A 22,221-nucleotide genomic window follows, 5' to 3' on the forward strand; every position below is an offset into this window, starting at 1 on the left:
GATTGAGTATATGAATATAGCATTAGTAGCGCATGACCAAATGAAAAATACTATGGTCGGATTCTGTATAGGTTATGAATCAATTTTAAAAAAGTATGGATTGTATGCAACTGGAACTACAGGAAAAAGAATAATGGATGAAACTAACTTAAATATAAACAGGTTAGCGTCTGGTCCTTTAGGTGGAGACCAACAAATAGGTTCTTTAATAGTAACACAAGATATAGATTTAGTTATTTTTTTAAGAGACCCATTGACATCTCAGGCTCATGAAACAGATATACAAGCATTGATAAGACTTTGTGATGTTTATCATGTTCCAATAGCTACAAATCTAGCTTCTGCAGAAATATTTATAAAAGCTCTTGATAGAGGAGAACTATCATGGAGAGAAGTTAGAAAAAATAAAAGTCAGCGTGTTTAAAAAATAAATAGTATGCAAAGATTAGGAGATGTATCAAAATAAAAATTTGAATCATCTCCTTTTTTATATAAAAATAAATTATTAATTTCTATAAATTAATAATCTATTTGATAATTCTTTAGAAAAAAAGTAATATATATCATTGTATACAGATTATATAGAAAATATCAGCTAGATTTTTCATGAAATCTAAATATTCTATCACCACATAAATTGATGAACAAATGTGTTGGTAATCTATTATTTTAAATTTAAAATAACTTAATTAATGGTAGGGAATTGGAAGTAAAAATATCTTAACAGTATATATGGTCCAAAGTTGTCACAAGCCCAACTGAATTCAGTAGCACAGGCAACTGCAGATTTTATGAACAAGAAAATTACAAAGAACATGACTGTAGATGCTAAGATTATGGTTGCCTACAATTACATTAAAAATAACACAACATATGTTGACTGGAACACAGCAGAGGGAGCCAATATTTTCAAAATACTGTAAAAAAAATAATATAATTATTAAAGTAGAAATTGGCGAAATAAAATCTAATTCTGGAAGAGGGCTAGTAACATACGCTAGATACGTGCGTTAATACTAGTAAATAAATATAACAGATTATAAGCAATGCACCCTCTTTGTGGGGGTGTATTTAGCATTATATCAGTTATTTTGGAAAATAAAAAAGGAGTTGGACTTAAAATTAGATTAGAAAAAATCAATTTTGAGATAACTCCTCTTTAATTTATTTTTAAATATAGAATTATTTAAATTAAATAATTTTATTTGTTATTAATGACTATTTAACTAATTTTGCAAATTCTGCACCAAATGCCATACAGTCTTTTAATGTTTCTTCACTAGGGAAGAATTTTTTCTTAAGAGATTCTACAGGCATTTTAAATGACATAGCTTTAAGTAAAGTCTCAGCCATAGTTATACCTTCACCACTCCAACCGAATGAACCAAATACTCCTGCTATCTTACCTTGGTTAGCCATTGGGTCTATAACAGAGAATAAGTCCCACATAGGTTTAACCATAGTTTTGTTTATAGTTGGAGAACCTAATAGTATTACTTTTGATACTACTAATGTATCATGCATTTCTGTTAATGTCATATCTTCTAAGTCATATAACTCAGCTTTTGCACCTTCTGCATCAAGACCTTCTTTTATTTTCTTAGCCATTTCTAAAGTATTGCTGTAAGCTGATAAGTAGAATATAGAAACTTGATTTTGATTTGTTGTATTAATAGCTTCTGTAGACCATTCAACATATCTTTTAACAGCAGCCATTGGGTCTTTAGTAAGCATTGGACCATGAGAAGTTAATATAGTATCAAATTCTATGTTCATTCCTACAACCTTATCTACAGCACTTAAAACATGCTTAGCAAATGGCTTAACTATACAGTCATAATAGTGTTTAGCTGATTTTAGGTAATCCTCACTATTTACTACATCTGCATCAACACTTGCAAAGTGACAACCAAACGCATCACAAGTTAAAAGAGTCTTGTCCTCTTCAATGTAAGTAAACATTGTATCAACCCAATGTAAGAATGGAGCAGTTATAAATTTAAGATTTCTTTTACCAATATTTAAAACTTCACCATCTTTTATTACATGACAATTAAAAGGTCTATTTATTTGACCATCTAAGTATAGTTTAGCAGCTTTAGTACAATAAACTTCTATATTAGGATTCAAATCTAATAAGTACTTTAAACTACCTGCATGGTCTGGTTCTGTATGATGAATTACAACATAGTCAATTTTAGCTATATCAGTAACTTCTGATAGATTGCTTAAGAATTCATCTTTAAAATTTGCCTTTACTGTGTCAAATAAAACCGTTTTTTCATCATTGATTAAATAAGAATTGTAAGTTGTCCCAAACTCAGTTTCCATTATTATGTCGAATACTTTTAAACCTTCATCTACTACGCCAGTAAAGTAGATATCTTTTTTTACTTCAAAAACTTTACTCATTTTTAACCCTCCTAAAATTTATCATTATACAAGTAACATACCCCATTTTGGGGTCAATGAAACAAAAGATGTCATTATAAGTTATCTAAAACAATAGTTCTATGTTTATAATATATCATATTTTGTAAAAAAATTGTAATTCAATAAAAATTTAATATAAAATACATCCAAATATTTTTAGTTATTCTATTTTGTGAATAATATAGCTTTTAAATTCAATATTTTAGTTATATTTTTGATAGAAAATATTTTATCGTGTATAATATTACTTATAAATAAGAATAAAAATAAAGAGCTTGTTTGGAGGAATTTGAATAAATGAATAAAGTAGACTTAAAAAAAATCTTAAAAAAAGTAGAAAAGCCTGCTAGATATCTTGGAAATGAAATAAATTCAATTCATAAAGATACTAGTAATAGTGAATTGATAAGATATGCACACTGCTTTCCGGATTTATATGAAGTTGGTATGAGTCATTTAGGAAGTCATATATTATACGATGTAATAAATAAAGATGAGAATGTGTTTTGTGAGAGAGTATATTCTCCTGCTGTTGACATGGAAAATATAATGAGAGAAAAAAACATACCATTATTTGCATTAGAGTCAAGAGAGCCTATAACGAACTTTGATTTTGTTACTTTTACACTTCAATATGAACTTTCATATACTAATATCTTAAATATATTAGATTTAGCCAATATACCAATGTTAAAAAAGGAAAGAAAGCTGGAAGACCCATTTGTAATGGTTGGTGGTCCATGTGCTTATAACTCTGAACCTTTAGCAGATTTTGTAGATGTAGTAATATTAGGTGAAGGTGAAGAGGTCAATTTAGAAGTAGTAAGTGAGTATAAAGAATGGAAGAAAAATAAAACAACTAGAGAAGATTTTTTATATAAAATATCAAGTATAGAAGGAGTATACATACCAAGTTTTTATGATGTTAAATACAATGAAGATGGTACAGTCCAAAGTGTAACTCCTAATAGAGATGGTATTCCAAAGAATCCTACTAAGAGAATAATAAAAGATGTTGAAACTGTAGACTATCCAGAAAAACTAATAGTACCTTATATAGATACTGTTCATGACAGAATAGTGCTAGAACTATTTAGAGGATGTACAAGAGGGTGTAGATTCTGTCAAGCAGGTATGATATATAGACCAATAAGAGAAAAAAGTGTTGAAAGACTTAAAGAAATATTAGATAAATTAGTTAAAAATACTGGATATGATGAAATATCATTATCATCACTTAGTACAAGTGATTATAGTAAGCTATCTGAACTTACTGATTATTTAGTTGACGAGTATGCTTCTAATAATATAGGGATTTCACTTCCATCTCTTAGACTAGATAACTTCTCAATGGAAATTGCTGATAAAATACAACAAGTAAGAAAGTCTGGACTTACTTTTGCTCCAGAGGCAGGTACTCAAAGACTTAGAGATGTTATAAATAAAGGTGTAACAGAAGAAGATTTAGAAAATGCAACGGAAAGAGCTTTTGAAATGGGATGGAATAGTGTCAAACTATATTTCATGATTGGTTTACCAACTGAGACTTATGATGACTTAGATGGAATAGCCAAATTAGCATATAAGGTTATTGATATTTATAGAAAAGTAAATGGAGGCAAATTAAAGAGAAGCTTTAGTGTTACAGTAAGTACTTCTACGTTTGTACCAAAGCCATTTACACCATTCCAATGGCATGGACAAGATACTACAGAAGCAGTAGTTGAAAAGCAAAGACATTTAGTAAATAAATTAAGAAACAACAATATAAAATACAGTTACCATGATTCAAAAACTAGCTTGATGGAAGCTGTAGTAGCTAGAGGGGACAGAAGGATAGGAAAAGTTATATATGATGCATTTAAACTAGGTGCGAAGTTTGATGGATGGGCAGAACACTTTAATTTAGATATATGGAAGGAAGCTATGGAAAAGAATAATCTTTCTATAGATTTTTATGCACACAGAAATAGAGATTATGAAGAGGTATTTCCTTGGGACCATATAGATGTAGGTGTCAATAAAAAATTCTTAATTAGAGAAGATGAGAATGCTAAAAAAGAAAAAATCACTTCTGATTGTAGACATAATTGTAATGGCTGTGGAATAAATATACATGATATAGGAAGGGGGCTTTGCTAATATGAGTAAAATAATAAGAGTAAAATTTAAAAAGGAAGGCGATATGATATATATATCACATCTTGACCTTCAGAGATTATTGCAAAGAGCATTTAGAAGAGCTGAAATAAACTTATCACATTCTCAAGGATTTAATCCTCATCCTAAGATGAGTTATGGAAATGCTTTGGCTTTAGGAACAGAAAGTCAAGGAGAGTATGTAGATATTGAGATAGAAGAAGAGGACCTATCAGTAGAGGAGTTTTTAAGTAAAGTATCAGTTCAACTTCCAGATGGGATAGAATTTATAAAAGTAAAAGAAATTGATAGACAAACACCTTCTTTATCTTCTGTCATAGATTATGGAGAATATCTGTTTAATATAGAATTGAAGAGACCTCTAACTAAAGAGTTTGTAAAAAGAAAAGTAATTGATTTTATGAATAATAAAGAGATAATTATAACAAAGAAGAATAAAAAAGGTAAGATGGTTGAAGTTGACATAAGACCTATGATAAGAACTTTTGATGTTTTAAATTTAGAAGATGAACATATTACTCTTACTGCTACTATAGCTACAGGTTCAAAGACTAATTTAAATACTAATATACTTATTCCAAAAATATTAGAAATGTTTGAATTGAATATTGACCCATTAGATGTTGATATATTGAGAAGAGATTTATATGTATTAGAAGATGGGGAATTAGTGACTCCTATGTAGGCTCGAGAGGTGAAGTTGTGAAGAAGATAGTTATTGAGTCCTTAGTAGGGTCTCAGAAAACAGCAATACTTGAAGATGAAAGATTAACAGAGCTTTTTGTTGAAGATAATTTAAATAAAAAGACTGTATCAAATATATATCGTGGAATTGTAAAAAAAGTTATACCAGGGATAGAAGCTTGTTTTGTAGATATTGGCTTTAAAAAACTTGCTTATTTACAATTGAAAAAAGGAAGTACTATAAAATCTGGTCAAGATATTTTAGTTCAAGTAAATAAAGAAGAGATAGGAACTAAAGGTGCAAAATTAAACACTGAAATTAGTATTTCGGGAAGGTATATTGTCTATATACCTTCTAATGATAGAACTACAATATCAAATAAAATTATTGATGAAAAAGAAAGATTTAGACTAAAAAAAATTACTAAAGCAGTGAATAAAGAAAATTTAGGACTCATAATAAGAACTGAAGCTCAAGGTTGTACTCATGATGAAATAAAAAAAGATATAGAAGAGTTAAAATTACAATATGAAAATATTTTAAAAGAATATAAACTTGGTATAGGACCAAAATTATTATATAAATCTTTAGACTTTGCAACCAAATATGTAAAAGATAATGTAAATGATGATATTGAATCTATAATTATTAATAGTTATGATAGATATTGTGAACTCAAGTCTATTTTAAAAGGAATAGACAATACGTATGTTGATAAACTATGTCTTGAAGAAAATAGGGATGTATTTGATTTATACAGAATAGAATCCCAAATAGAAAAGTTATTAAATAAAAAGGTATGGTTAAAGAGTGGAGGTTATCTAGTAATAGAAAAGACAGAAGCTCTTACAGTTATAGATGTAAATACAGGTAAGTTTGTTGGAACTGGCAAACTTGATGAGACTGTTTACAAAACTAATATTGAAGCTGCAAAAGAAATTGTAAGACAGCTTAGAATTAGAGATATAGCTGGAATAATAATAATTGATTTTATTGATATGCATAAAAAGAAGCATCAAAATGAAGTTTTACACATATTAGAGGAAGAATTTAATAAAGATAAAAGAAAAGCGGAAGTGTTAGGTATGACGAAGCTTGGTTTAGTAGAAGTTGCAAGGCGTAGGGAAAAAGAGTCTATTGATAAATATTATTTAATGTCTTGTCCATGTTGTGATGGTGCACAAATGATAAAATCTATACATCATATGGTAGATGGCATTGAAAAAGAAATTATGAGAATAAGTGAGCATACAGTCTACAAAAACATAATAATAGAGTTTAATGATTTAATTTTTGAACAAATAAAAGAATATTATATGGATATAATTGATAAAATTGGTGAAAAATATAATATAAAGATTTCTTTAACTGCAAATTGTACATTAAAACACAATAAAACCAATGTTATTTTCGATAAAATAGTTGACAATAAAATGTAAATATTTTATAATTAATAATTGTAATGCCGCACAGTAAAGGTTTAAATCTTCCAATGAAGTACCTTGTACTGGCGAGTTTGAGGCCGAGGAGGTGTATTTAATGTACGCTATAGTAAAGACTGGTGGGAAGCAATATAAAGTTTCTGAAGGTGATGTATTATTCGTTGAAAAATTAGAAGCTAACGCAGGTGATGTTGTTACTTTAAACGAAGTATTAGCTTGCTCTAAAGATGGAGAATTAAAATTAGGTTCTCCAGTAGTAGAAGGAGCATCTGTTCAAGCTAAAGTTGTTGAACAAGGTAAAGCTAAGAAAGTTATTGTTTTCAAGTATAAAGCAAAAAAAGATTACAGAAGAAAACAAGGACATCGTCAATCATATACTAAGATAGTTGTAGAAAAAATAAACGCTTAGTTGTTGGTCAAGTTATGATAAAAGTAAAGTATTATTATAATGATGATTTCTTGATACAAGGTTTTTGTTTAAAGGGACATGCTGATTTTGCTGAAATAGGCTATGATATAGTGTGTGCTGCAGTTACATCTAATGCTATTGCAGTTATAAATTCTTTAGACAAATTACAAAAGATTGAATTTGAAAAAGTAATAGGAGAAGAAGGTCATATAGAATGTATAGTTAAAGATATACATATAAAAGATGCACAATTATTACTAAATCACTTTCAATTAGCGGTTGAAGAAATTAAACGGGAATACCCAAAAAATATAAAAATTTTAAAAAAGTAGGGGGTGACTCCATATGTTAAACATGAATTTACAATTATTAGCATCTAAAAAAGGGGTAGGTTCTTCTAAAAATGGGAGAGATTCTATATCTAAAAGATTAGGTGTTAAAAGATTTGATGGTCAATTAGTAACTGCTGGAAGTATAATAGTTAGACAAAGAGGAACTAAAATACATCCAGGAACTAATGTTGGAAAAGGTAGCGATGATACTTTATTTGCATTAGTTGATGGTACTGTTAAATTCGAAAGAAAAGACAAGAAGAGAAAAAAAGTTAGTATATATCCAGTAGCAATAGCTGAGTAATATACATAAAAGGAGTGTTGAGGCACTCCTTTTTCTTATAGTACTGATGAATTTATAATAGTGTTTTTGGTAATGCTAATTAAAAGTTTTTAATTAAGTAGGTGAAGAATTTGTTTATAGATAAGGCAAGAATATTTGTTAGGGCTGGAAATGGTGGAAATGGTTCGGTAGCATTTAGAAGAGAAAAATACGTTCCAGCTGGTGGACCAGATGGCGGAGATGGTGGTCGTGGAGCAAGCATCATATTTGAAGTTGATTTAGGTCTTAGAACTCTAATGGACTTTAAGTACCAAAAAAAATATCAAGCTCAAAATGGTGGCGACGGAAGCAAAGGTAAAAGAGCTGGTAAAAATGGAGAAAATTTAGTATTAAAAGTACCAGCAGGCACAGTAATAAGAGATGAGGCTACAGGTCTTGTATTAGCAGATTTAAAGAAAGAAGGAGATATAGCTGTAGTTGCAAAAGGTGGTATAGGTGGTAAAGGAAATCAACACTTTGCCAATGCAGTAAGACAAGCTCCAGCTTTTGCAAAGTCTGGTACAGATGGAGAAGAAAGATGGGTAACTCTTGAACTTAAAATGATAGCAGATGTAGGGCTTTTAGGATTTCCTAATGTAGGTAAATCAACATTTCTATCAGTAGTAACTAAGGCAAAACCAAAAATTGCAAACTATCACTTTACAACATTGACACCAAATTTAGGTGTTGTTCAAACTAAGTTTGGAGATAGTTTTGTACTTGCAGACATACCTGGAATTATAGAAGGTGCTTCTGAAGGGATAGGATTAGGCCATGAGTTTTTAAGACATGTAGAGAGAACTAAGGTATTGATACATATTGTAGATATATCTGGATTAGAGGGCAGAGACCCTATTGAAGATTTTGATAAGATAAATGATGAACTTAGATTGTACAATGAAAAGCTTTCAAAGAGACCACAAATTGTAGTTGCAAATAAATTTGATATATTAGAAGATGAAAGCAAGTTTGAGACATTTAAGAATGAATTAGAGGGCAGAGGATATACAGTTTTTAAAATGTCTGCTGCAACTCGTGAAGGAATAGATGATGTAATAACTTATGTATCTAAACTTCTAAAAGAAGTAGAAGATATAGAATTAGTTTCAGAAGAAGAAATGTACAGACCAGAGCTTGATATTGGTACTGAAGAAGAATTGAGTATAGATATTGAAGATGGAGTGTATGTAGTTACAGGTAAAGCACTTAGAAGAATAATGTATTCTGTAAATTTTGATGATATGGAATCTCTTCAATATTTCCAAAAAGCTATGGAAGGTCAAGGCGTGTTTGACAGACTTAGAGAGATGGGAATAGAGGATGGAGATATAGTTAGAATTTACGAATTGGAATTTGAATTTTACAATTAATTTTAGTATAGAATTATAGAGGTGAAAATATGTTAAAAGGAAAACAAAGAGCGTATTTAAGATCTTTGGCAAATACTTTAAAACCTACTACACAAATTGGTAAAGAAGGTGTCACAGAAAGTTTCTTAGAGCAATTAGATGATATGTTAAGAGTTAGAGAATTAGTAAAGGTTACTATACTGGAAAATGCAGGGCTTGATGCTAAAGAAACTGCTAATGCAGTATGTGAAGCTCTAAGAGCTGAATTTGTGCAAGCTATTGGTTTTAAATTTACTATTTATAAAAGAAATGTTGAGGAACCTAAGATACTATTCCCAGGACATGAACAGGCAAAAGCAAAGATTAAAAATAATAATGTTACAAAAAAAGGGAAACCAACTAAAAGAGCGGTTAGATAATAGCCTATATACTTTTAGTAAAATAAGTAAAAAAAATAGTGACAATTGATAGAAGTTGTATTATACTATTAAACATAAATTTAAATTAGCAATCTTATCAAGAGAGGCAGAGGGACTGGCCCTATGAAGCCCGGCAACCAGTATATTTTATTATACATTGGTGCTAAATCCTGCAGCAGTTATGCTGAAAGATGAGTATAAACCCGTCATATGGCTTGAGTTTATACTCAAGCTTTTTTAATTAGGATATTTATACATATAAATAATTTAATATAATCAAAATGATGGGGGTATGTAACAGTGAAGATAGCAATATTAGGATATGGAACAGTAGGAAGCGGATTAATTGATTTAATAGAAAATAATAATTCAAAAAGAGACATAGAAATAGTTGGAATTTTAGTTAAAAATAAAGAGAAACATAAGTCTAAGAAGTATTTTGACAAGATAACAACAAATATAGAAGATATATTTGATAAGGATATTGATACACTGGTTGAATTAATTGGAGGATTGAATCCAGCTTTTGATTATGTAACAAGAGCGTTAAATAAAAAGATACATGTAGTAACAGCCAATAAAGACTTACTTGCAGAGAGAGGTAGTGACCTTATAGAATTAGCTAACTTAAATGATGTTAGTATAAAATTTGAGGCATCTGTGGCAGGTGGTATTCCAGTTCTAAAGCCATTGATAGAATCTTTAGAAGGTAACAATATAAAGAGTATAAATGCTATCTTGAATGGAACTTGTAATTTTATATTATCGAAGATGTATGATGAAAATTTACCATATGATGTAGCTTTAAAACAAGCACAAGAATTGGGATTTGCAGAAGTTAACCCAGATGCAGATGTTTTAGGATATGATAGTGCTAGAAAATTATCTATATTATCTACTTTATCTTATGGAAAAATAGTATATTGGAAAGATTTATTATTAGAAGGAATAACTTCAATAGATGAAAAAGACATAGAATATGCAAAAAAATTAAATTGTAAGATAAAGTTAGTTGCTAGAAGTAAGTATGAATCAGGAGAAGTAAGTGGATTTGTTAGGCCAGCATTAGTTGATAATGATAATATGCTTTCAAAGATAGATAATGAGTTTAATGTAGTAATTTTAGTAGGTGATTCAGTAGGTGAGCTTTCTTTTGTAGGTAAGGGAGCTGGAAGAGGTGCAACAGGTAGTGCTGTTTATGCTGACATTATAGATGTAATAGATAAAAGAAATGCAAATATAAAATCTTTCTCAAAAGGTAGATTGGATTTAAGTGGACTTATAGAAGATGAATGTAGTGCTGTAGTTAGATTTGATGGGTATAATAAAGATGGAATTTTAAAATGTCTAGATAAATATGTAGATAGCTATGACATTATAGATGATGAAGAATTAGCAATTTTTGTAAATGCAAAGTCAGAACATGAAATCGATAGACTTTTGGAAGATGTAAAAAGAAATAATTATAGTAAATCGGTAAAAAAATTATTAAAGATAGATTAATATGTTTATATATAATTATAAAATTTAAGGTGAAGTAAAACAAAATATTTATTTTGTTTTACTTCACCTTTTTAATATCTGGTGAATTAATAAGATAATAGAAAAATAAATACGTTATAATTAACCAATAAAGAAATTTTCACTAGCTTCATTAATAGCTTGTTGAGTTACCCTTATATATCTCTGTGTAGTGGCCACAGAGCTGTGATTTAAGAGTTCCTTAACTAACTCTAAGTTATTATTACTCTTTTCAAACTGAGTAGTAGCATAGAGCTTTCTAAAGCTATGTGTGCTTATATTATACAAATTTAAGTATCTACAAATTATCCTCAACTGTTTTTGAATAGCTTTTGTTTTTATATTTACTAAGTAGTCGTTTGATTTAAGATTATACTTTCTTGCATGTTCATTTATAGATTCAATTATATTTTTATTAACCGGTCTATACTGTAATTTACCTGTCTTTTTTTCATTTATTTCTAACATGTTACCTTTAAAATTTCCTATTTTTAATCTTAAAATATCTGATATTCTTAGACCTAAATTAGCTTCTAACATTAGTGCCAATGCAACTTTAGGATTTTTTCTAAATCTTTTTTCAACGCCATTTTCACTATAAATAAAGCCAGTATGTAATAGTTCCATTATCTTTTTATATTCGTCTATCTCTATAGGTCTTGTTGCCATTTTCAACCACTCCTCTTATTTGATTTGGTAAGTTTAGGTCGGTATTTATTATATAATATAAATGAAATATTATATAATGGAAAAATATACCAATTAACTTATGCAAGCGTGATATATGTGATTAAGGAGAATTTTTTGAAAAATATTTACTAATAAAATTATAAAATTGTGATGAAATAACTGTGTTGTTAAACTAATTAAAAAGGTTATTAAAATTATGACAAATATAATAAAAAAATGGAAGTATTTAGTCAATTTTTGTGATTTTTATTTTTTTCGTATAAATTTCTTAATGGAGAAAGTGTTTTTATATCTGATTAGTTTTCCATTTGTAGATAAACTTTTCATATGTTTTTTAGCAATAAATAAAGCTGAAATTAGGTAAATTATTACTACAATTTGAAGAATTGTGTCATAATAGCTAAGATAATAAAACCAGATTAAGTTATTATATATAACATTATATGTATCAGCAAAACTAGAAACCAATACAGTAGAGTTTGCAATAGGATAAAGTATAAATATAAAGAGAGCAGCTAAGATTCCATGGGCAAACTTACTTAATATGTATAATTTTAAATCTATGTCCGTTTTTGATAAAAATGTACAACATTGAGCTAGTATGGATAATCCACTAAATCCTATTAAAAAACTAGCCAAAGATGCTCTTAATATTTCTGGAGCACTTGTTATACTGGACACCTTATTACAACCTATAGTAATTTCAAATAGACCACTTACAAATGCTTGACAGAGTTCTTTGTTTACACCTAAAAATGAAAGTGGTAAATATAAAACTGATGCTATTAATGATATTACATTGAAAAGTGATAGTATTTTAAATACTACTGAAAAAACAATTACAAATCCACCAACTGTGAGTAAAGTGTTTACTCCATTAAATACAGCATTTCCAAATAAAACGAAAAAGCCATTTCCACTTGAATTTCGAAGATTTATTATATTTTTTATGTTTGTTTTTAAATCTAGTTTTGTCTTTGGAAGACTTTCATTACCATAATTTCTAAAAAAGAGACCTACCAATATAGTTCCTAGATAATGGCATAGAATCATTAAATAACCTAAATTTGAATTTTGAAACATACCAGTACCAACAGAGCCTATTATAAATAAAGGTCCTGATGTAGAACAAAAAGAAACAAGTCTTTGTGCCTCATGTTTAGAAATTTGTCTATTATTTCTAAATTCAGAAGCCAAACTTACCCCTACTGGATAACCAGATACTGCTGATATTGCAAAAGCTAAAGCGCTTTTACCTGAGACATTAAACACGAGTCTAGTTATGGGATTAATAATAAATCCTATAATATCCACTATTTTTAAATCGACAATCAGGTTTGCACCAATTATGAATGGCAGTAGTGATGGAACTAGAACGTTAGACCATATAGAGAAACCTTCTCTTGCAGATTTTATAGCTTCATTTGGGTATAGGATAATACCAAAAACTAGAACTCCAACTATAATAGCTGGAGCAAAAAAAGCAATAATTTTATTTTTTTTCATAATATCACCTATAAATTTGAGTTATAAGATATTATATTAAAAGTAATAAAAATATATGAATGTAATGGCTTAAGATATATAATAGATATATATTACAAGAACGACTATCATATTGGAGGAAAAAATGTTTAATAGTATAGCTAGTAAGAAAGTTTATGAACAAGTAATTGAACAAATACAATATAAAATACTAAATGGAGAATTAAAAAAAGGAGATAAATTACTGTCAGAAAGAGAATTGTCTGAGCAAATGAATGTAAGTAGAACATCTATTAGAGAAGCTATCAGAGTATTAGAAACAATGGGAGTAATAGAGAGTAGACAAGGTGAAGGAAACTTTATATGTACAAATATAGAAAAAACTTTGATAGAACCATTATCTATGATTTTTAAACTTAATAATGGAACACTTGAAGACATATTAGAGCTTAGAATAATTTTAGAGATTGAAATTGCAAAACTCGCTTCAAAGAGAATAACTTCTCATGAATCTATAGAACTTAAAAATATAATAGATGAAATGAGAATAGAAACTAAGAGAAAAGACAATAATCAAGCGTTAGTTTTGTTAGACCAAAAATTTCACAGTAAATTAGCTACAATAAGTAAAAATTATTTAATTCAAAGTCTTTTTATGACAGCCTCAAAATTATTTGATGGATTTATAGAAGATGCAAGGGAAAAAATAATAGCAGAACCTTTAAATGAACATATATTACTTGAACAACATGAGGCCATATATAATGCAGTTGTAGAAAATAATTTAGAACTTGCATGTGAAAAAGCAAAAGAACATATGAAGTTTATAAGTGAAAATTATAGAAAAAATGAAAATTAAAAGTTTGTTATAAAATAAATTATTCTTGCAAATGGTATATAATGGTATTATCATATAAGTGTGAAACTGGTATGACCACATACCAATTTTATAGTTTATATAATGGGAGATTAAAAATGGTAAAGTTAAAAGTACCGTATTCAAAGCAAGGAATGATTTTACAAATACCTGAGAAACGTTTTACTGGTGTTTTGGAAGCAAAATCGGATAATTGTATAGAACACAAAACTCAAGAAGAAATTGTTGAAGAATCTATGAATAATCCAATAGGTTCTTATCCACTGGAAGAACTAGTTAAGGGGAAAAAGAATGTGGTCATAATTACAAGTGACCATACAAGACCTGTACCAAGTAAAATAACTATGCCAATTATATTAAGACGAATTAGGAAGGTCAATCCAGATATTGATGTGAAAATTATAGTGGCAACTGGGTTTCATAGGCCAAGTACAAGAGAAGAGTTAGTTTATAAAATGGGAGAAGAAATAGTAGATAATGAGGATATAGTTATGCATATATCTACTGATGACGAATCTATGTGTAAAGTGGGAGTATTACCTTCAGGTGGGGATTTATATATAAATAAACTAGCATATGAGGCAGAACTTTTAATAGCAGAAGGATTTATAGAACCACATTTTTTTGCAGGTTTTTCAGGTGGAAGAAAAAGTGTACTTCCAGGAATAGCATCTGCAAAGACTATAATGTACAACCATTGTAGTGACTTTATAGATAGTGATAATTCAAGGACTGGAAAATTAAAGCATAATCCTATTCATGAAGATATGGTATATGCAGCTAAAGTTGCGAAGTTAGCATTCATACTGAATGTTGTAATAGATAAAGATAAAAAGATAGTTGCATCCTTTGCTGGTGATGTCGAAAAAGCACATGCTAAAGGTTGTGAATTTGTAACAGAATTATCAAAAGTAAATTCCATAAAATCTGATATTGTTGTAACTACAAATGGAGGATATCCGTTAGACCAAAATATTTATCAAGCAGTTAAGGGGATGACGGCAGCAGAGGCCACTTGTAGAGACGGTGGAGTAATAATAATGATTGCAGCATGTAATGATGGTCATGGAGGTCAATCTTTTTATGAGAATGTAGCAAATGCAGATTCTCCAAAACAACTACTAGAAAAAATCAGGAGTGTTGGTAGATGCGATACAATTCCAGACCAATGGGAATTTCAAATATTAGCAAGGATACTGTCTAAATATACTGTGATAATGGTAACAGATAAATGTAATCCTGAAATGATAAAAAAAATGCATATGAAGCATGCATTTAAATTTGAAGAAGCTTTAGATATGGCGACTAGTATAGTTGGTAGAGATAGTAAGATAGTAGTTATACCTGATGGAGTGTCAGTTATAGTTAAATAAAAAAGGGGTGTACTTTATGGAAATTTTGACATGTATAAAACAAGTACCTGGAACAACTTCAGTAGAAGTTGATGAAGCCACAGGAGTACTAAAGAGAGATGGAGTAGATTCAAAAATGAATCCTTATGACCTATATGCTTTAGAAACAGCACTTAGAATAAAAAAAGAAAAAAGAGCTAATCTAAAAGTACTTAGTATGGGCCCTCCTCAAGCAAAAAAAGTAATAGAAGAGAGCTTTATGATGGGAGCTGATGAAGGAGCATTAATAAGTGATAGAAGATTTGGAGGAGCTGATGTATTGGCTACGTCTTATACTATATCACAAGGCATTAAGAAAATGGGAAAGGTAGACTTAATAATATGTGGAAAACAAACCACTGATGGTGATACAGCACAGGTTGGACCTGAAATAGCTGAGTTTTTAGATATACCTCATGTTACTAATGTCACAAAATTAATTGATGTTAAAGATAAAAGTATAGTTGTTGAAATAGATATGCCAAATGATTTGCAAGTGTGTGAAATCGAATATCCATGTTTGATAACTGTAGAAAAAGATATTTTTCAACCGAGATTACCTTCCTTTAAATTAAAATTAGATACTAAAGAAAGAAAAATACCTATATATAACTTAGATGACTTTGAAGACAAAGATGAAAACAACTATGGACTTAATGGTTCTCCTACTCAAGTTGTAAAAATATTTCCTCCAAGTCCAAACACAGATAAAAATATTGTAAGAGGAAATGCAGATGATTTAAGTTCTGCACTTATAAATAAATTAGAGGAATTAAAATTAGTTTAAGGAGGATTAATAAATGTCAAAGATAATTGTAAATCAAGATAAAATAACTGATTTAAAAGGAGTATTAGAAATATGTCCTTTTGGGGCTATAGAAGAAAAATCAGGTCTAGTAGAAATAAGTGCTGGCTGTAAGATGTGTAAGTTATGTGTCAAAAGTGGGCCAAAAGGTGCATTTGAATTTATAGAGAGTGCTAAAGTACAAATAAATAAGGATGAATGGAGGGGGATTGCAGTATATGTGGAACATCACAATGGAAATATACATCCTGTGACATATGAGCTTATAGGAAAAGCTCGTGAGATGGCATCAAAAATAAAACAACCTGTATATTGTGTGTTTGTAGGAAAAGATATAAAAGATAAGTGTAATAATTTGATTTCTTATGGTGTAGACGAAGTATTCGTATATAATGAGGATGAATTTAAAGAGTTTAGGATAGAACCATATGCAAAAGCTATAGAAACTTTTATCAATAATATAAAGCCAACAATAATGCTAGTAGGTGGAACTACACTAGGTAGGTCGTTAGCTCCAAGACTTGCTGCTAGATTTAGAACTGGTCTTACAGCAGATTGTACAATACTTGATATTCAATCAAATACTGATTTAGACCAAATAAGACCAGCATTTGGTGGAAATATAATGGCTCATATAAATACACCTAATAATAGACCACAATTTGCTACAGTAAGATACAAAATATTTTCAGTGCCAGAAAAAGTAGAGAATGCTACAGGAAAGATTACTTTATGTCAAATAGAAAAAAAAGAGTTAACTTCTAAAATTAAAGTATTGAGTGTAAAAGAAAAAAATAAAGAAGTTGGTTTAGAAGAAGCTGAAGTAATAGTTGTTGCAAGTAGAGCAATAAAGAAGCAAGAGGATATGGAGATGATATACAAGTTAGCTAATAAATTAAATGCTCAAGTAGCAGGAACAAGACCTGTGATAGAAGCAGGATGGATAGATGCTAAAAAACAAATAGGTCTTAGTGGTAGAACTGTAAAACCTAAACTTATAATAACTTGTGGTGTATCTGGAGCTGTTCAATTTGTTGCAGGGATGCAAGGTGCTGATTATATAGTAGCTATAAATAAAGATGATAAGGCTCCTATACTTGATGTAGCTCACCTAGCTTTAATAGGTGATATTTATGATATTATTCCTAAATTGATTGAAAAGATAGAAGATAAAAAAGATGATAATCAAATATATATGGCATCAGCAGCCAAATAGGGGGATAGAAATGTACAAATTAATCGATAAAAAAGATATAGATTTTTTAATAGATACTTGTGGAGAAGAAAACGTAATATTTGGAAGTGATATAAATGAAGATTTTTCACATGATGAACTTGGAGGAATTGAAAAATATCCTGAAGTTTTAGTAAATATAGTTGAAACTGAACAAGTATCTAAAATAATGAAATACGCATATAAAAATAATATACCAGTTACACCAAGAGGTCAAGGAACTGGTCTTGTAGGTGCTGCTGTTGCCATAAATGGTGGAATAATGATTAATCTGTGTAAAATGAATAAGATACTTGAAGTTGATTATGAAAACTTAACATTAACAGTGGAACCAGGAGTATTATTGATGACAATAGGTCAATATGTTCAAGAAAGAGATTTATTTTATCCACCTGACCCAGGTGAAAAAAGTGCTACAATTGCTGGTAATATAAATACTAATGCAGGTGGTATGAGAGCAGTAAAATATGGTGTTACAAGGGATTATGTAAGAGGTCTTGAAGTTGTATTGCCAAATGGAGATATTATAAATGTAGGTGGAAAAGTGGTTAAAAATAGTTCTGGGTATAGTATAAAGGACTTATTAGTAGGTTCAGAAGGAACTTTAGGAATAGTCACTAAAGCTATATTAAAGTTGCTTCCACTGCCAAAGAAAAGTATAAGTTTACTTATACCATTTCCAAATCTGTCAATGGCAATCGAAACTGTTCCTAAAATAATAAAATCAAAATCAATACCAACAGCAATAGAATTTATGGAAAGAGATGTAATACTAGCAGCAGAAGAATTTTTAGGTAAGAAGTTTCCAGACAATACATCAGATGCCTATCTCCTACTTACGTTTGATGGAAATAGCACTGAAGATATAGAAAAAGAATATGAAAAGGTAGCTAATTTATGTCTGGAAAATGGCGCATTAGATGTGTTTATCTCAGATACACAGGAAAGAAATGATTCTATATGGTCAGCTAGAGGGGCCTTTTTAGAGGCTATAAAGGCATCCACAACACAAATGGATGAATGTGATGTTGTTGTTCCAAGAGATAAGATAGCAGAGTTTATAAGATATACTCATGAGCTTCAAGATGAATTAAAAATAAGAATAAAAAGTTTTGGTCATGCAGGAGATGGAAATCTACACATATATATTTTAAAAGATGGTATGGATGATAATACATGGAAGACAAAATTAAAAGAAGCTTTTGACAGTATGTACAGAAAGTCCAGAGAACTTAATGGTCAAGTTTCTGGGGAGCATGGTATAGGATATGCTAAAAAAGAGTACTTACATGAATCAAATTCAGATTCTTATATGATGTTAATTAAAAATATAAAGTTAGCTTTTGACCCTAAAAATATTTTAAATCCAGGAAAAATATATTAGAAATATTAATTTAACAATGTTTGTGAGGAGAAAATATAAAATGAAATTTAAATGTAATATTTTAAAAGTTACTTTTAAATAAGAAGCTAAATTGTAAAAGTTTTAGGATGGCAATATTTACTTAAATTTAGAAAGTAAGATAATATTTAAGTTGATGTTGCCATCCTAAAAGCATGTGTATATATATTAAAGTAAGATTATTATGTTTTGTACAAAGTATTAATAAAATAGTCTTTTATAAATATTTTTATCTTAAAAATTTATTTTACATAGATTGGATGAGTATAAAAATCCATAGGACCTTTTATTAAACTTTTATTATTTTTATAATACACTGAGTTGTATATATTTGTAGATTTTATATCATAACTTATGAGCGTTCTAAAAATCACATCATCTAATGAAAATGATATATTTGAAAATTTATTTATTATTTCTACTTCAGACTTATTTTTTATTTCTTTTAAAATTTCTCTGCCTTTATCATTAAAAGCGAGTATTCTTACATAAGGAATGGCATCTATGTTTTTTACAAGTTGCACATCACTTTTTTTAATACCTAACAATATATTATTTAAAGTGCGTTTGATTTTAGTTAAAGTATATCGCTTAGATTTAATTGATAGTTGTAGTTCATACAAAGATTTAGATGTAAAAATATCTTTGTAGATTTTATTTTCTATACCTTCATTTACTTCAAAGAAATCTTTTAAACTGTCTACATCTCTAAGTATAATTGTCTCTAAAGTATCAAAGAAAAAATCATCAAACATAGGTAAAAAACCATTATCTATTTTTTCTTTTAAGACATTATAAGTTTTTTCTGGGACAACATCTTTTAAATAAAAAAGGCTATTATTTTCTTTAAGTGAAGTTCTTATAGCAGTGGCAGAACAAATATTACTATTAATTTCTTCAGAATTGTATTCTGACTGAACTCTAGGGATAGTAAATGGTTTTATATTACTGTTTAGATGGATAAGATTTTTTATATATTCTATTCCAAGTATATTGTTTGATGAATTTAGTGTTTTTGATAGTTGTTCCTTTGAATAATTCTGCATGAAGCCATTTTCTTTGTATTGATGTATATAATCAAAGAGTGCATTAGCTCTAGCTGTTGGAAACAATATGCCATCATCTAAATATCTTTTTAAAAATAATTTGAATTCATTTGGTTCACTTGCTAAAATTTCTGCAATATTGTAAAGAATTTCTGTATTTCCTTCTTCACTACCAAAACATATGGAATTTATACAGTTTAGAGAATTTAAAATTGTTATAGCACCCTGAGAAAAAATTTCAGCACTTTGGCAAGCAAATAAAGTTGGTAATTCTATAACTAAGTCTACACCATTTTCGACAGCAATCTTTGCTCTAGTATATTTATCAAATAAAGCTGGTTCGCCTCTTTGTAGAAAATTTCCACTCATTATTGCTACAGTATGTGTTGCATTTGTTTTTTCTATAGATTTAGACAAATGATATATATGTCCATTATGAAATGGGTTGTATTCAACTATTAATCCAAGTACATTCATAAAATACTCCTTCTATCTTTAGTTATTTTATATATATCGTAATTTATTAAAATATATATAAAATTTGAATTTTTAATTATAAAACTAAAAAACGTAAAAAAAGTTATAAAAATGTAGAAATACTACATAGTAAAAAACTACTTAAATGTTATTAAAATAACTTTATTAGAGCTTTATATTATATTATTATAGCAAATGGGAAAGAATAATCTACATTAAGTTAATTTGTTAATATATTATTAGGAAAATACACAAATTACCATACTAGAAATATGATATAATATAAAAAAAAAGTATATACTTTTATATTAAAAGGTGATATATTATTTATGAAAATCGTTTAATGTATACAATAATATATCTATGACAAAATAATAAAAGATAGAGTTTTATTTAGACACTTATTACAAATCAAAACTTATTACATATTATTTATAAAAATCTAAGGAGGAAATAATAATGAAAATATTAGTATTAAACTGTGGGAGTTCTTCATTAAAATATCAATTAATAGATATGAGTAATGAAGAAGTTTTATGTATAGGACTAGTTGAGAGAATAGGAATAGAAGGTTCTATACTAAAACATGAAAAAGCAGGTAGAGATGATAAATACATTGTTGAACAACCAATGAAGGACCACAAAGATGCAATAGCATTAGTTTTAGAAGCTGTTGCTCATCCAGAATTTGGTGCAGTTAAAGAAATGAAAGAAATAGATGCAGTAGGACATAGAGTTGTACATGCTGGAGAAAAATTTGCTACTTCAGTAGTAATAACTCCAGAAGTAGAAGAAGCTTTAAAAGAATGTATAGATTTAGCACCACTTCATAATCCAGCAAACATAATGGGAATAGATGCTTGTAAAGCTATACTTCCAGACGTACCAATGGTAGGAGTATTTGATACTGCTTTCCATCAAACAATGCCTAAATCTTCATATTTATATGGCTTACCTCATGAGTTATATACTAAGTATGGTGTAAGAAGATATGGATTCCACGGAACTTCTCACAACTATGTATCTCAAAAAGCAGCAGATATATTAGGAAAAGATATAAAAGATTTAAAAATAGTAACTTGTCATTTAGGAAATGGAGCTTCTATAGCTGCTGTTGATGGTGGAAAATGTGTAGATACATCTATGGGATTCACTCCATTAGAAGGTTTAATAATGGGAACTAGATGTGGAGATATAGACCCAGCTATATTACCTTTCTTGATGAGAAAAGAAGGTTTAGATGCTGATGGATTAGATAAATTAATGAATAAAGAATCTGGAGTATATGGAATGACTGGAATTTCTAGTGACTTCAGAGATATAGAAGATGCAGCTAAAAATGGAGATGAAAGAGCTCAAGCAACATTAGAAGCTTATGTTAAAAAGGTACAAAAATATATAGGTGCTTATGCTGCTGAGATGAATGGATTGGATGTCGTAGTATTTACTGCTGGTGTTGGCGAAAATGGAAAAGCTATAAGAGCAGATATAGCTTCTAATATGGAGTTCTTAGGAATGAAGTTAGATAAAGAAGCTAATGATGTTAGAGGAAAAGAAACAATAATATCTACTTCTGATTCTAAAGTAAAAATGCTTTTAATACCAACTAACGAAGAATTAATGATAGCTAGAGATACATTAAGATTAGTAAAATAATTTAAGCAAACTTATGCCTATCAAGTAAAAATACTTGACAAACAAATGCTAGATTTGTATAATAAATTTGGTGATATGTTGAGGTG

General features: G+C 28.9%; 20 protein-coding genes, 1 pseudogene and 1 riboswitch. Of the genes and pseudogenes, 17 read left to right on the top strand and 4 right to left on the bottom strand.

Features of this window, described 5'->3' with window-relative positions; translation table 11 throughout:
• Positions 1 to 10 precede the first annotated feature (10 nt).
• Both ACTG47_RS05685 and ACTG47_RS05690 read left to right on the top strand, forming a co-directional pair.
• Positions 11 to 424: a methylglyoxal synthase gene (locus ACTG47_RS05685; RefSeq protein ID WP_479926434.1), complete on the top strand. Its 414-nt coding sequence runs from the start codon at positions 11 to 13 to the stop codon at positions 422 to 424.
• A 298-nt stretch (positions 425 to 722) separates the two neighbouring features.
• A pseudogene (locus tag ACTG47_RS05690) lies at positions 723 to 905 on the top strand (transglutaminase-like domain-containing protein); the annotation flags it as partial.
• Positions 906 to 1,218: 313 nt separating this feature from the next.
• Here the strand turns inward: ACTG47_RS05690 and ACTG47_RS05695 are convergent.
• Positions 1,219 to 2,412, bottom strand: a complete 1,194-nt coding sequence (locus ACTG47_RS05695) for an FprA family A-type flavoprotein (protein ID WP_479926435.1) — start codon at positions 2,410 to 2,412, stop codon at positions 1,219 to 1,221.
• Between the two features lie 318 nt (positions 2,413 to 2,730).
• Here ACTG47_RS05695 and ACTG47_RS05700 point away from each other — a divergent pair, with 318 nt between their 5' ends.
• The 9 genes from ACTG47_RS05700 to ACTG47_RS05740 all read left to right on the top strand — a co-directional run bounded on the left by ACTG47_RS05700 (position 2,731) and on the right by ACTG47_RS05740 (position 11,054).
• A complete protein-coding gene (locus ACTG47_RS05700; protein ID WP_479926436.1) occupies positions 2,731 to 4,575 on the top strand; it encodes a TIGR03960 family B12-binding radical SAM protein in 1,845 nt (614 codons plus the stop codon).
• A 1-nt stretch (position 4,576) separates the two neighbouring features.
• Positions 4,577 to 5,278 carry a TIGR03936 family radical SAM-associated protein gene (locus ACTG47_RS05705; RefSeq protein ID WP_479926437.1) on the top strand — a complete coding sequence of 234 codons (702 nt, stop codon included), beginning with the start codon at positions 4,577 to 4,579 and terminating at the stop codon, positions 5,276 to 5,278.
• A gap of 17 nt (positions 5,279 to 5,295) precedes the next feature.
• Positions 5,296 to 6,717 (top strand): Rne/Rng family ribonuclease, encoded by a 1,422-nt coding sequence (locus ACTG47_RS05710; RefSeq protein WP_479926438.1) that lies wholly within the window; start codon positions 5,296 to 5,298, stop codon positions 6,715 to 6,717.
• A 100-nt stretch (positions 6,718 to 6,817) separates the two neighbouring features.
• The gene (gene rplU / locus ACTG47_RS05715; RefSeq protein WP_003419082.1) at positions 6,818 to 7,129 is read left to right on the top strand and encodes a 50S ribosomal protein L21; all 312 of its coding nucleotides are present in this window, start codon (positions 6,818 to 6,820) and stop codon (positions 7,127 to 7,129) included.
• Between the two features lie 14 nt (positions 7,130 to 7,143).
• A complete protein-coding gene (locus ACTG47_RS05720) occupies positions 7,144 to 7,461 on the top strand; it encodes a ribosomal-processing cysteine protease Prp (RefSeq protein WP_479926439.1) in 318 nt (105 codons plus the stop codon).
• A gap of 13 nt (positions 7,462 to 7,474) precedes the next feature.
• A complete protein-coding gene (rpmA, locus tag ACTG47_RS05725; protein WP_003419086.1) occupies positions 7,475 to 7,765 on the top strand; it encodes a 50S ribosomal protein L27 in 291 nt (96 codons plus the stop codon).
• 110 nt (positions 7,766 to 7,875) lie between these two features.
• Positions 7,876 to 9,153: a GTPase ObgE gene (obgE, locus tag ACTG47_RS05730; protein WP_479927068.1), complete on the top strand. Its 1,278-nt coding sequence runs from the start codon at positions 7,876 to 7,878 to the stop codon at positions 9,151 to 9,153.
• Positions 9,154 to 9,182: 29 nt separating this feature from the next.
• Positions 9,183 to 9,551 carry a YhbY family RNA-binding protein gene (locus tag ACTG47_RS05735; protein WP_054269677.1) on the top strand — a complete coding sequence of 123 codons (369 nt, stop codon included), beginning with the start codon at positions 9,183 to 9,185 and terminating at the stop codon, positions 9,549 to 9,551.
• A gap of 91 nt (positions 9,552 to 9,642) precedes the next feature.
• Positions 9,643 to 9,749, top strand: a riboswitch (SAM riboswitch).
• Between the two features lie 102 nt (positions 9,750 to 9,851).
• Complete coding sequence (locus ACTG47_RS05740; RefSeq protein ID WP_479926440.1) at positions 9,852 to 11,054, top strand: homoserine dehydrogenase; 1,203 nt, start codon at positions 9,852 to 9,854, stop codon at positions 11,052 to 11,054.
• Positions 11,055 to 11,174: 120 nt separating this feature from the next.
• On the opposite strand, the gene ACTG47_RS05745 is transcribed toward ACTG47_RS05740, so the two are convergent.
• Together ACTG47_RS05745 and ACTG47_RS05750 are read right to left on the bottom strand one after the other, a co-directional pair.
• Entirely contained in the window at positions 11,175 to 11,741 is a 567-nt protein-coding gene (locus ACTG47_RS05745) for a tyrosine-type recombinase/integrase (RefSeq protein ID WP_054269679.1), read from the bottom strand.
• A 267-nt stretch (positions 11,742 to 12,008) separates the two neighbouring features.
• On the bottom strand, positions 12,009 to 13,268 hold the full coding sequence (locus ACTG47_RS05750) for a nucleoside recognition domain-containing protein (RefSeq protein WP_479926441.1): 1,260 nt from the start codon (positions 13,266 to 13,268) through the stop codon (positions 12,009 to 12,011).
• Positions 13,269 to 13,392: 124 nt separating this feature from the next.
• Between ACTG47_RS05750 and ACTG47_RS05755 the strand changes: the two genes are divergently transcribed.
• The 5 genes from ACTG47_RS05755 (at position 13,393) to ACTG47_RS05775 (ending at position 18,938) form a co-directional block, all read left to right on the top strand.
• Complete coding sequence (locus tag ACTG47_RS05755; protein ID WP_479926442.1) at positions 13,393 to 14,106, top strand: FadR/GntR family transcriptional regulator; 714 nt, start codon at positions 13,393 to 13,395, stop codon at positions 14,104 to 14,106.
• A 116-nt stretch (positions 14,107 to 14,222) separates the two neighbouring features.
• A complete protein-coding gene (larA, locus tag ACTG47_RS05760; RefSeq protein WP_479926443.1) occupies positions 14,223 to 15,497 on the top strand; it encodes a nickel-dependent lactate racemase in 1,275 nt (424 codons plus the stop codon).
• A gap of 16 nt (positions 15,498 to 15,513) precedes the next feature.
• Positions 15,514 to 16,302: an electron transfer flavoprotein subunit beta/FixA family protein gene (locus tag ACTG47_RS05765; protein ID WP_479926444.1), complete on the top strand. Its 789-nt coding sequence runs from the start codon at positions 15,514 to 15,516 to the stop codon at positions 16,300 to 16,302.
• 13 nt (positions 16,303 to 16,315) lie between these two features.
• Entirely contained in the window at positions 16,316 to 17,536 is a 1,221-nt protein-coding gene (locus ACTG47_RS05770) for an electron transfer flavoprotein subunit alpha/FixB family protein (RefSeq protein WP_479926445.1), read from the top strand.
• A 10-nt stretch (positions 17,537 to 17,546) separates the two neighbouring features.
• Positions 17,547 to 18,938: an FAD-binding oxidoreductase gene (locus ACTG47_RS05775; RefSeq protein WP_479926446.1), complete on the top strand. Its 1,392-nt coding sequence runs from the start codon at positions 17,547 to 17,549 to the stop codon at positions 18,936 to 18,938.
• 260 nt (positions 18,939 to 19,198) lie between these two features.
• On the opposite strand, the gene ACTG47_RS05780 is transcribed toward ACTG47_RS05775, so the two are convergent.
• Positions 19,199 to 20,479, bottom strand: coding sequence for a nucleotidyltransferase (locus tag ACTG47_RS05780; protein ID WP_479926447.1), 1,281 nt, complete (start codon positions 20,477 to 20,479; stop codon positions 19,199 to 19,201).
• 459 nt (positions 20,480 to 20,938) lie between these two features.
• Here ACTG47_RS05780 and ACTG47_RS05785 point away from each other — a divergent pair, with 459 nt between their 5' ends.
• The gene (locus tag ACTG47_RS05785) at positions 20,939 to 22,135 is read left to right on the top strand and encodes an acetate/propionate family kinase (RefSeq protein WP_479926448.1); all 1,197 of its coding nucleotides are present in this window, start codon (positions 20,939 to 20,941) and stop codon (positions 22,133 to 22,135) included.
• Positions 22,136 to 22,221 lie beyond the last annotated feature (86 nt).

The sequence above is a fragment of the Clostridioides sp. LIBA-6622 genome, from assembly GCF_056716095.1.

Bases quoted from the DNA above. Each gene is read 5' to 3' on its own strand.
- ACTG47_RS05695 (WP_479926435.1), bottom strand. From the start codon at position 2,412: ATGAGTAAAGTTTTTGAAGTAAAAAAAGATATCTACTTTACTGGCGTA.
- ACTG47_RS05765 (WP_479926444.1), top strand. From the start codon at position 15,514: ATGGAAATTTTGACATGTATAAAACAAGTACCTGGAACAACTTCAGTA.
- larA (WP_479926443.1), top strand. From the start codon at position 14,223: ATGGTAAAGTTAAAAGTACCGTATTCAAAGCAAGGAATGATTTTACAA.
- ACTG47_RS05770 (WP_479926445.1), top strand. From the start codon at position 16,316: ATGTCAAAGATAATTGTAAATCAAGATAAAATAACTGATTTAAAAGGA.
- ACTG47_RS05735 (WP_054269677.1), top strand. From the start codon at position 9,183: ATGTTAAAAGGAAAACAAAGAGCGTATTTAAGATCTTTGGCAAATACT.
- ACTG47_RS05785 (WP_479926448.1), top strand. From the start codon at position 20,939: ATGAAAATATTAGTATTAAACTGTGGGAGTTCTTCATTAAAATATCAA.
- ACTG47_RS05755 (WP_479926442.1), top strand. From the start codon at position 13,393: ATGTTTAATAGTATAGCTAGTAAGAAAGTTTATGAACAAGTAATTGAA.
- ACTG47_RS05780 (WP_479926447.1), bottom strand. From the start codon at position 20,479: ATGAATGTACTTGGATTAATAGTTGAATACAACCCATTTCATAATGGA.
- ACTG47_RS05700 (WP_479926436.1), top strand. From the start codon at position 2,731: ATGAATAAAGTAGACTTAAAAAAAATCTTAAAAAAAGTAGAAAAGCCT.
- ACTG47_RS05745 (WP_054269679.1), bottom strand. From the start codon at position 11,741: ATGGCAACAAGACCTATAGAGATAGACGAATATAAAAAGATAATGGAA.
- rpmA (WP_003419086.1), top strand. From the start codon at position 7,475: ATGTTAAACATGAATTTACAATTATTAGCATCTAAAAAAGGGGTAGGT.
- ACTG47_RS05705 (WP_479926437.1), top strand. From the start codon at position 4,577: ATGAGTAAAATAATAAGAGTAAAATTTAAAAAGGAAGGCGATATGATA.
- ACTG47_RS05720 (WP_479926439.1), top strand. From the start codon at position 7,144: ATGATAAAAGTAAAGTATTATTATAATGATGATTTCTTGATACAAGGT.
- ACTG47_RS05685 (WP_479926434.1), top strand. From the start codon at position 11: ATGAATATAGCATTAGTAGCGCATGACCAAATGAAAAATACTATGGTC.
- rplU (WP_003419082.1), top strand. From the start codon at position 6,818: ATGTACGCTATAGTAAAGACTGGTGGGAAGCAATATAAAGTTTCTGAA.
- ACTG47_RS05775 (WP_479926446.1), top strand. From the start codon at position 17,547: ATGTACAAATTAATCGATAAAAAAGATATAGATTTTTTAATAGATACT.
- ACTG47_RS05750 (WP_479926441.1), bottom strand. From the start codon at position 13,268: ATGAAAAAAAATAAAATTATTGCTTTTTTTGCTCCAGCTATTATAGTT.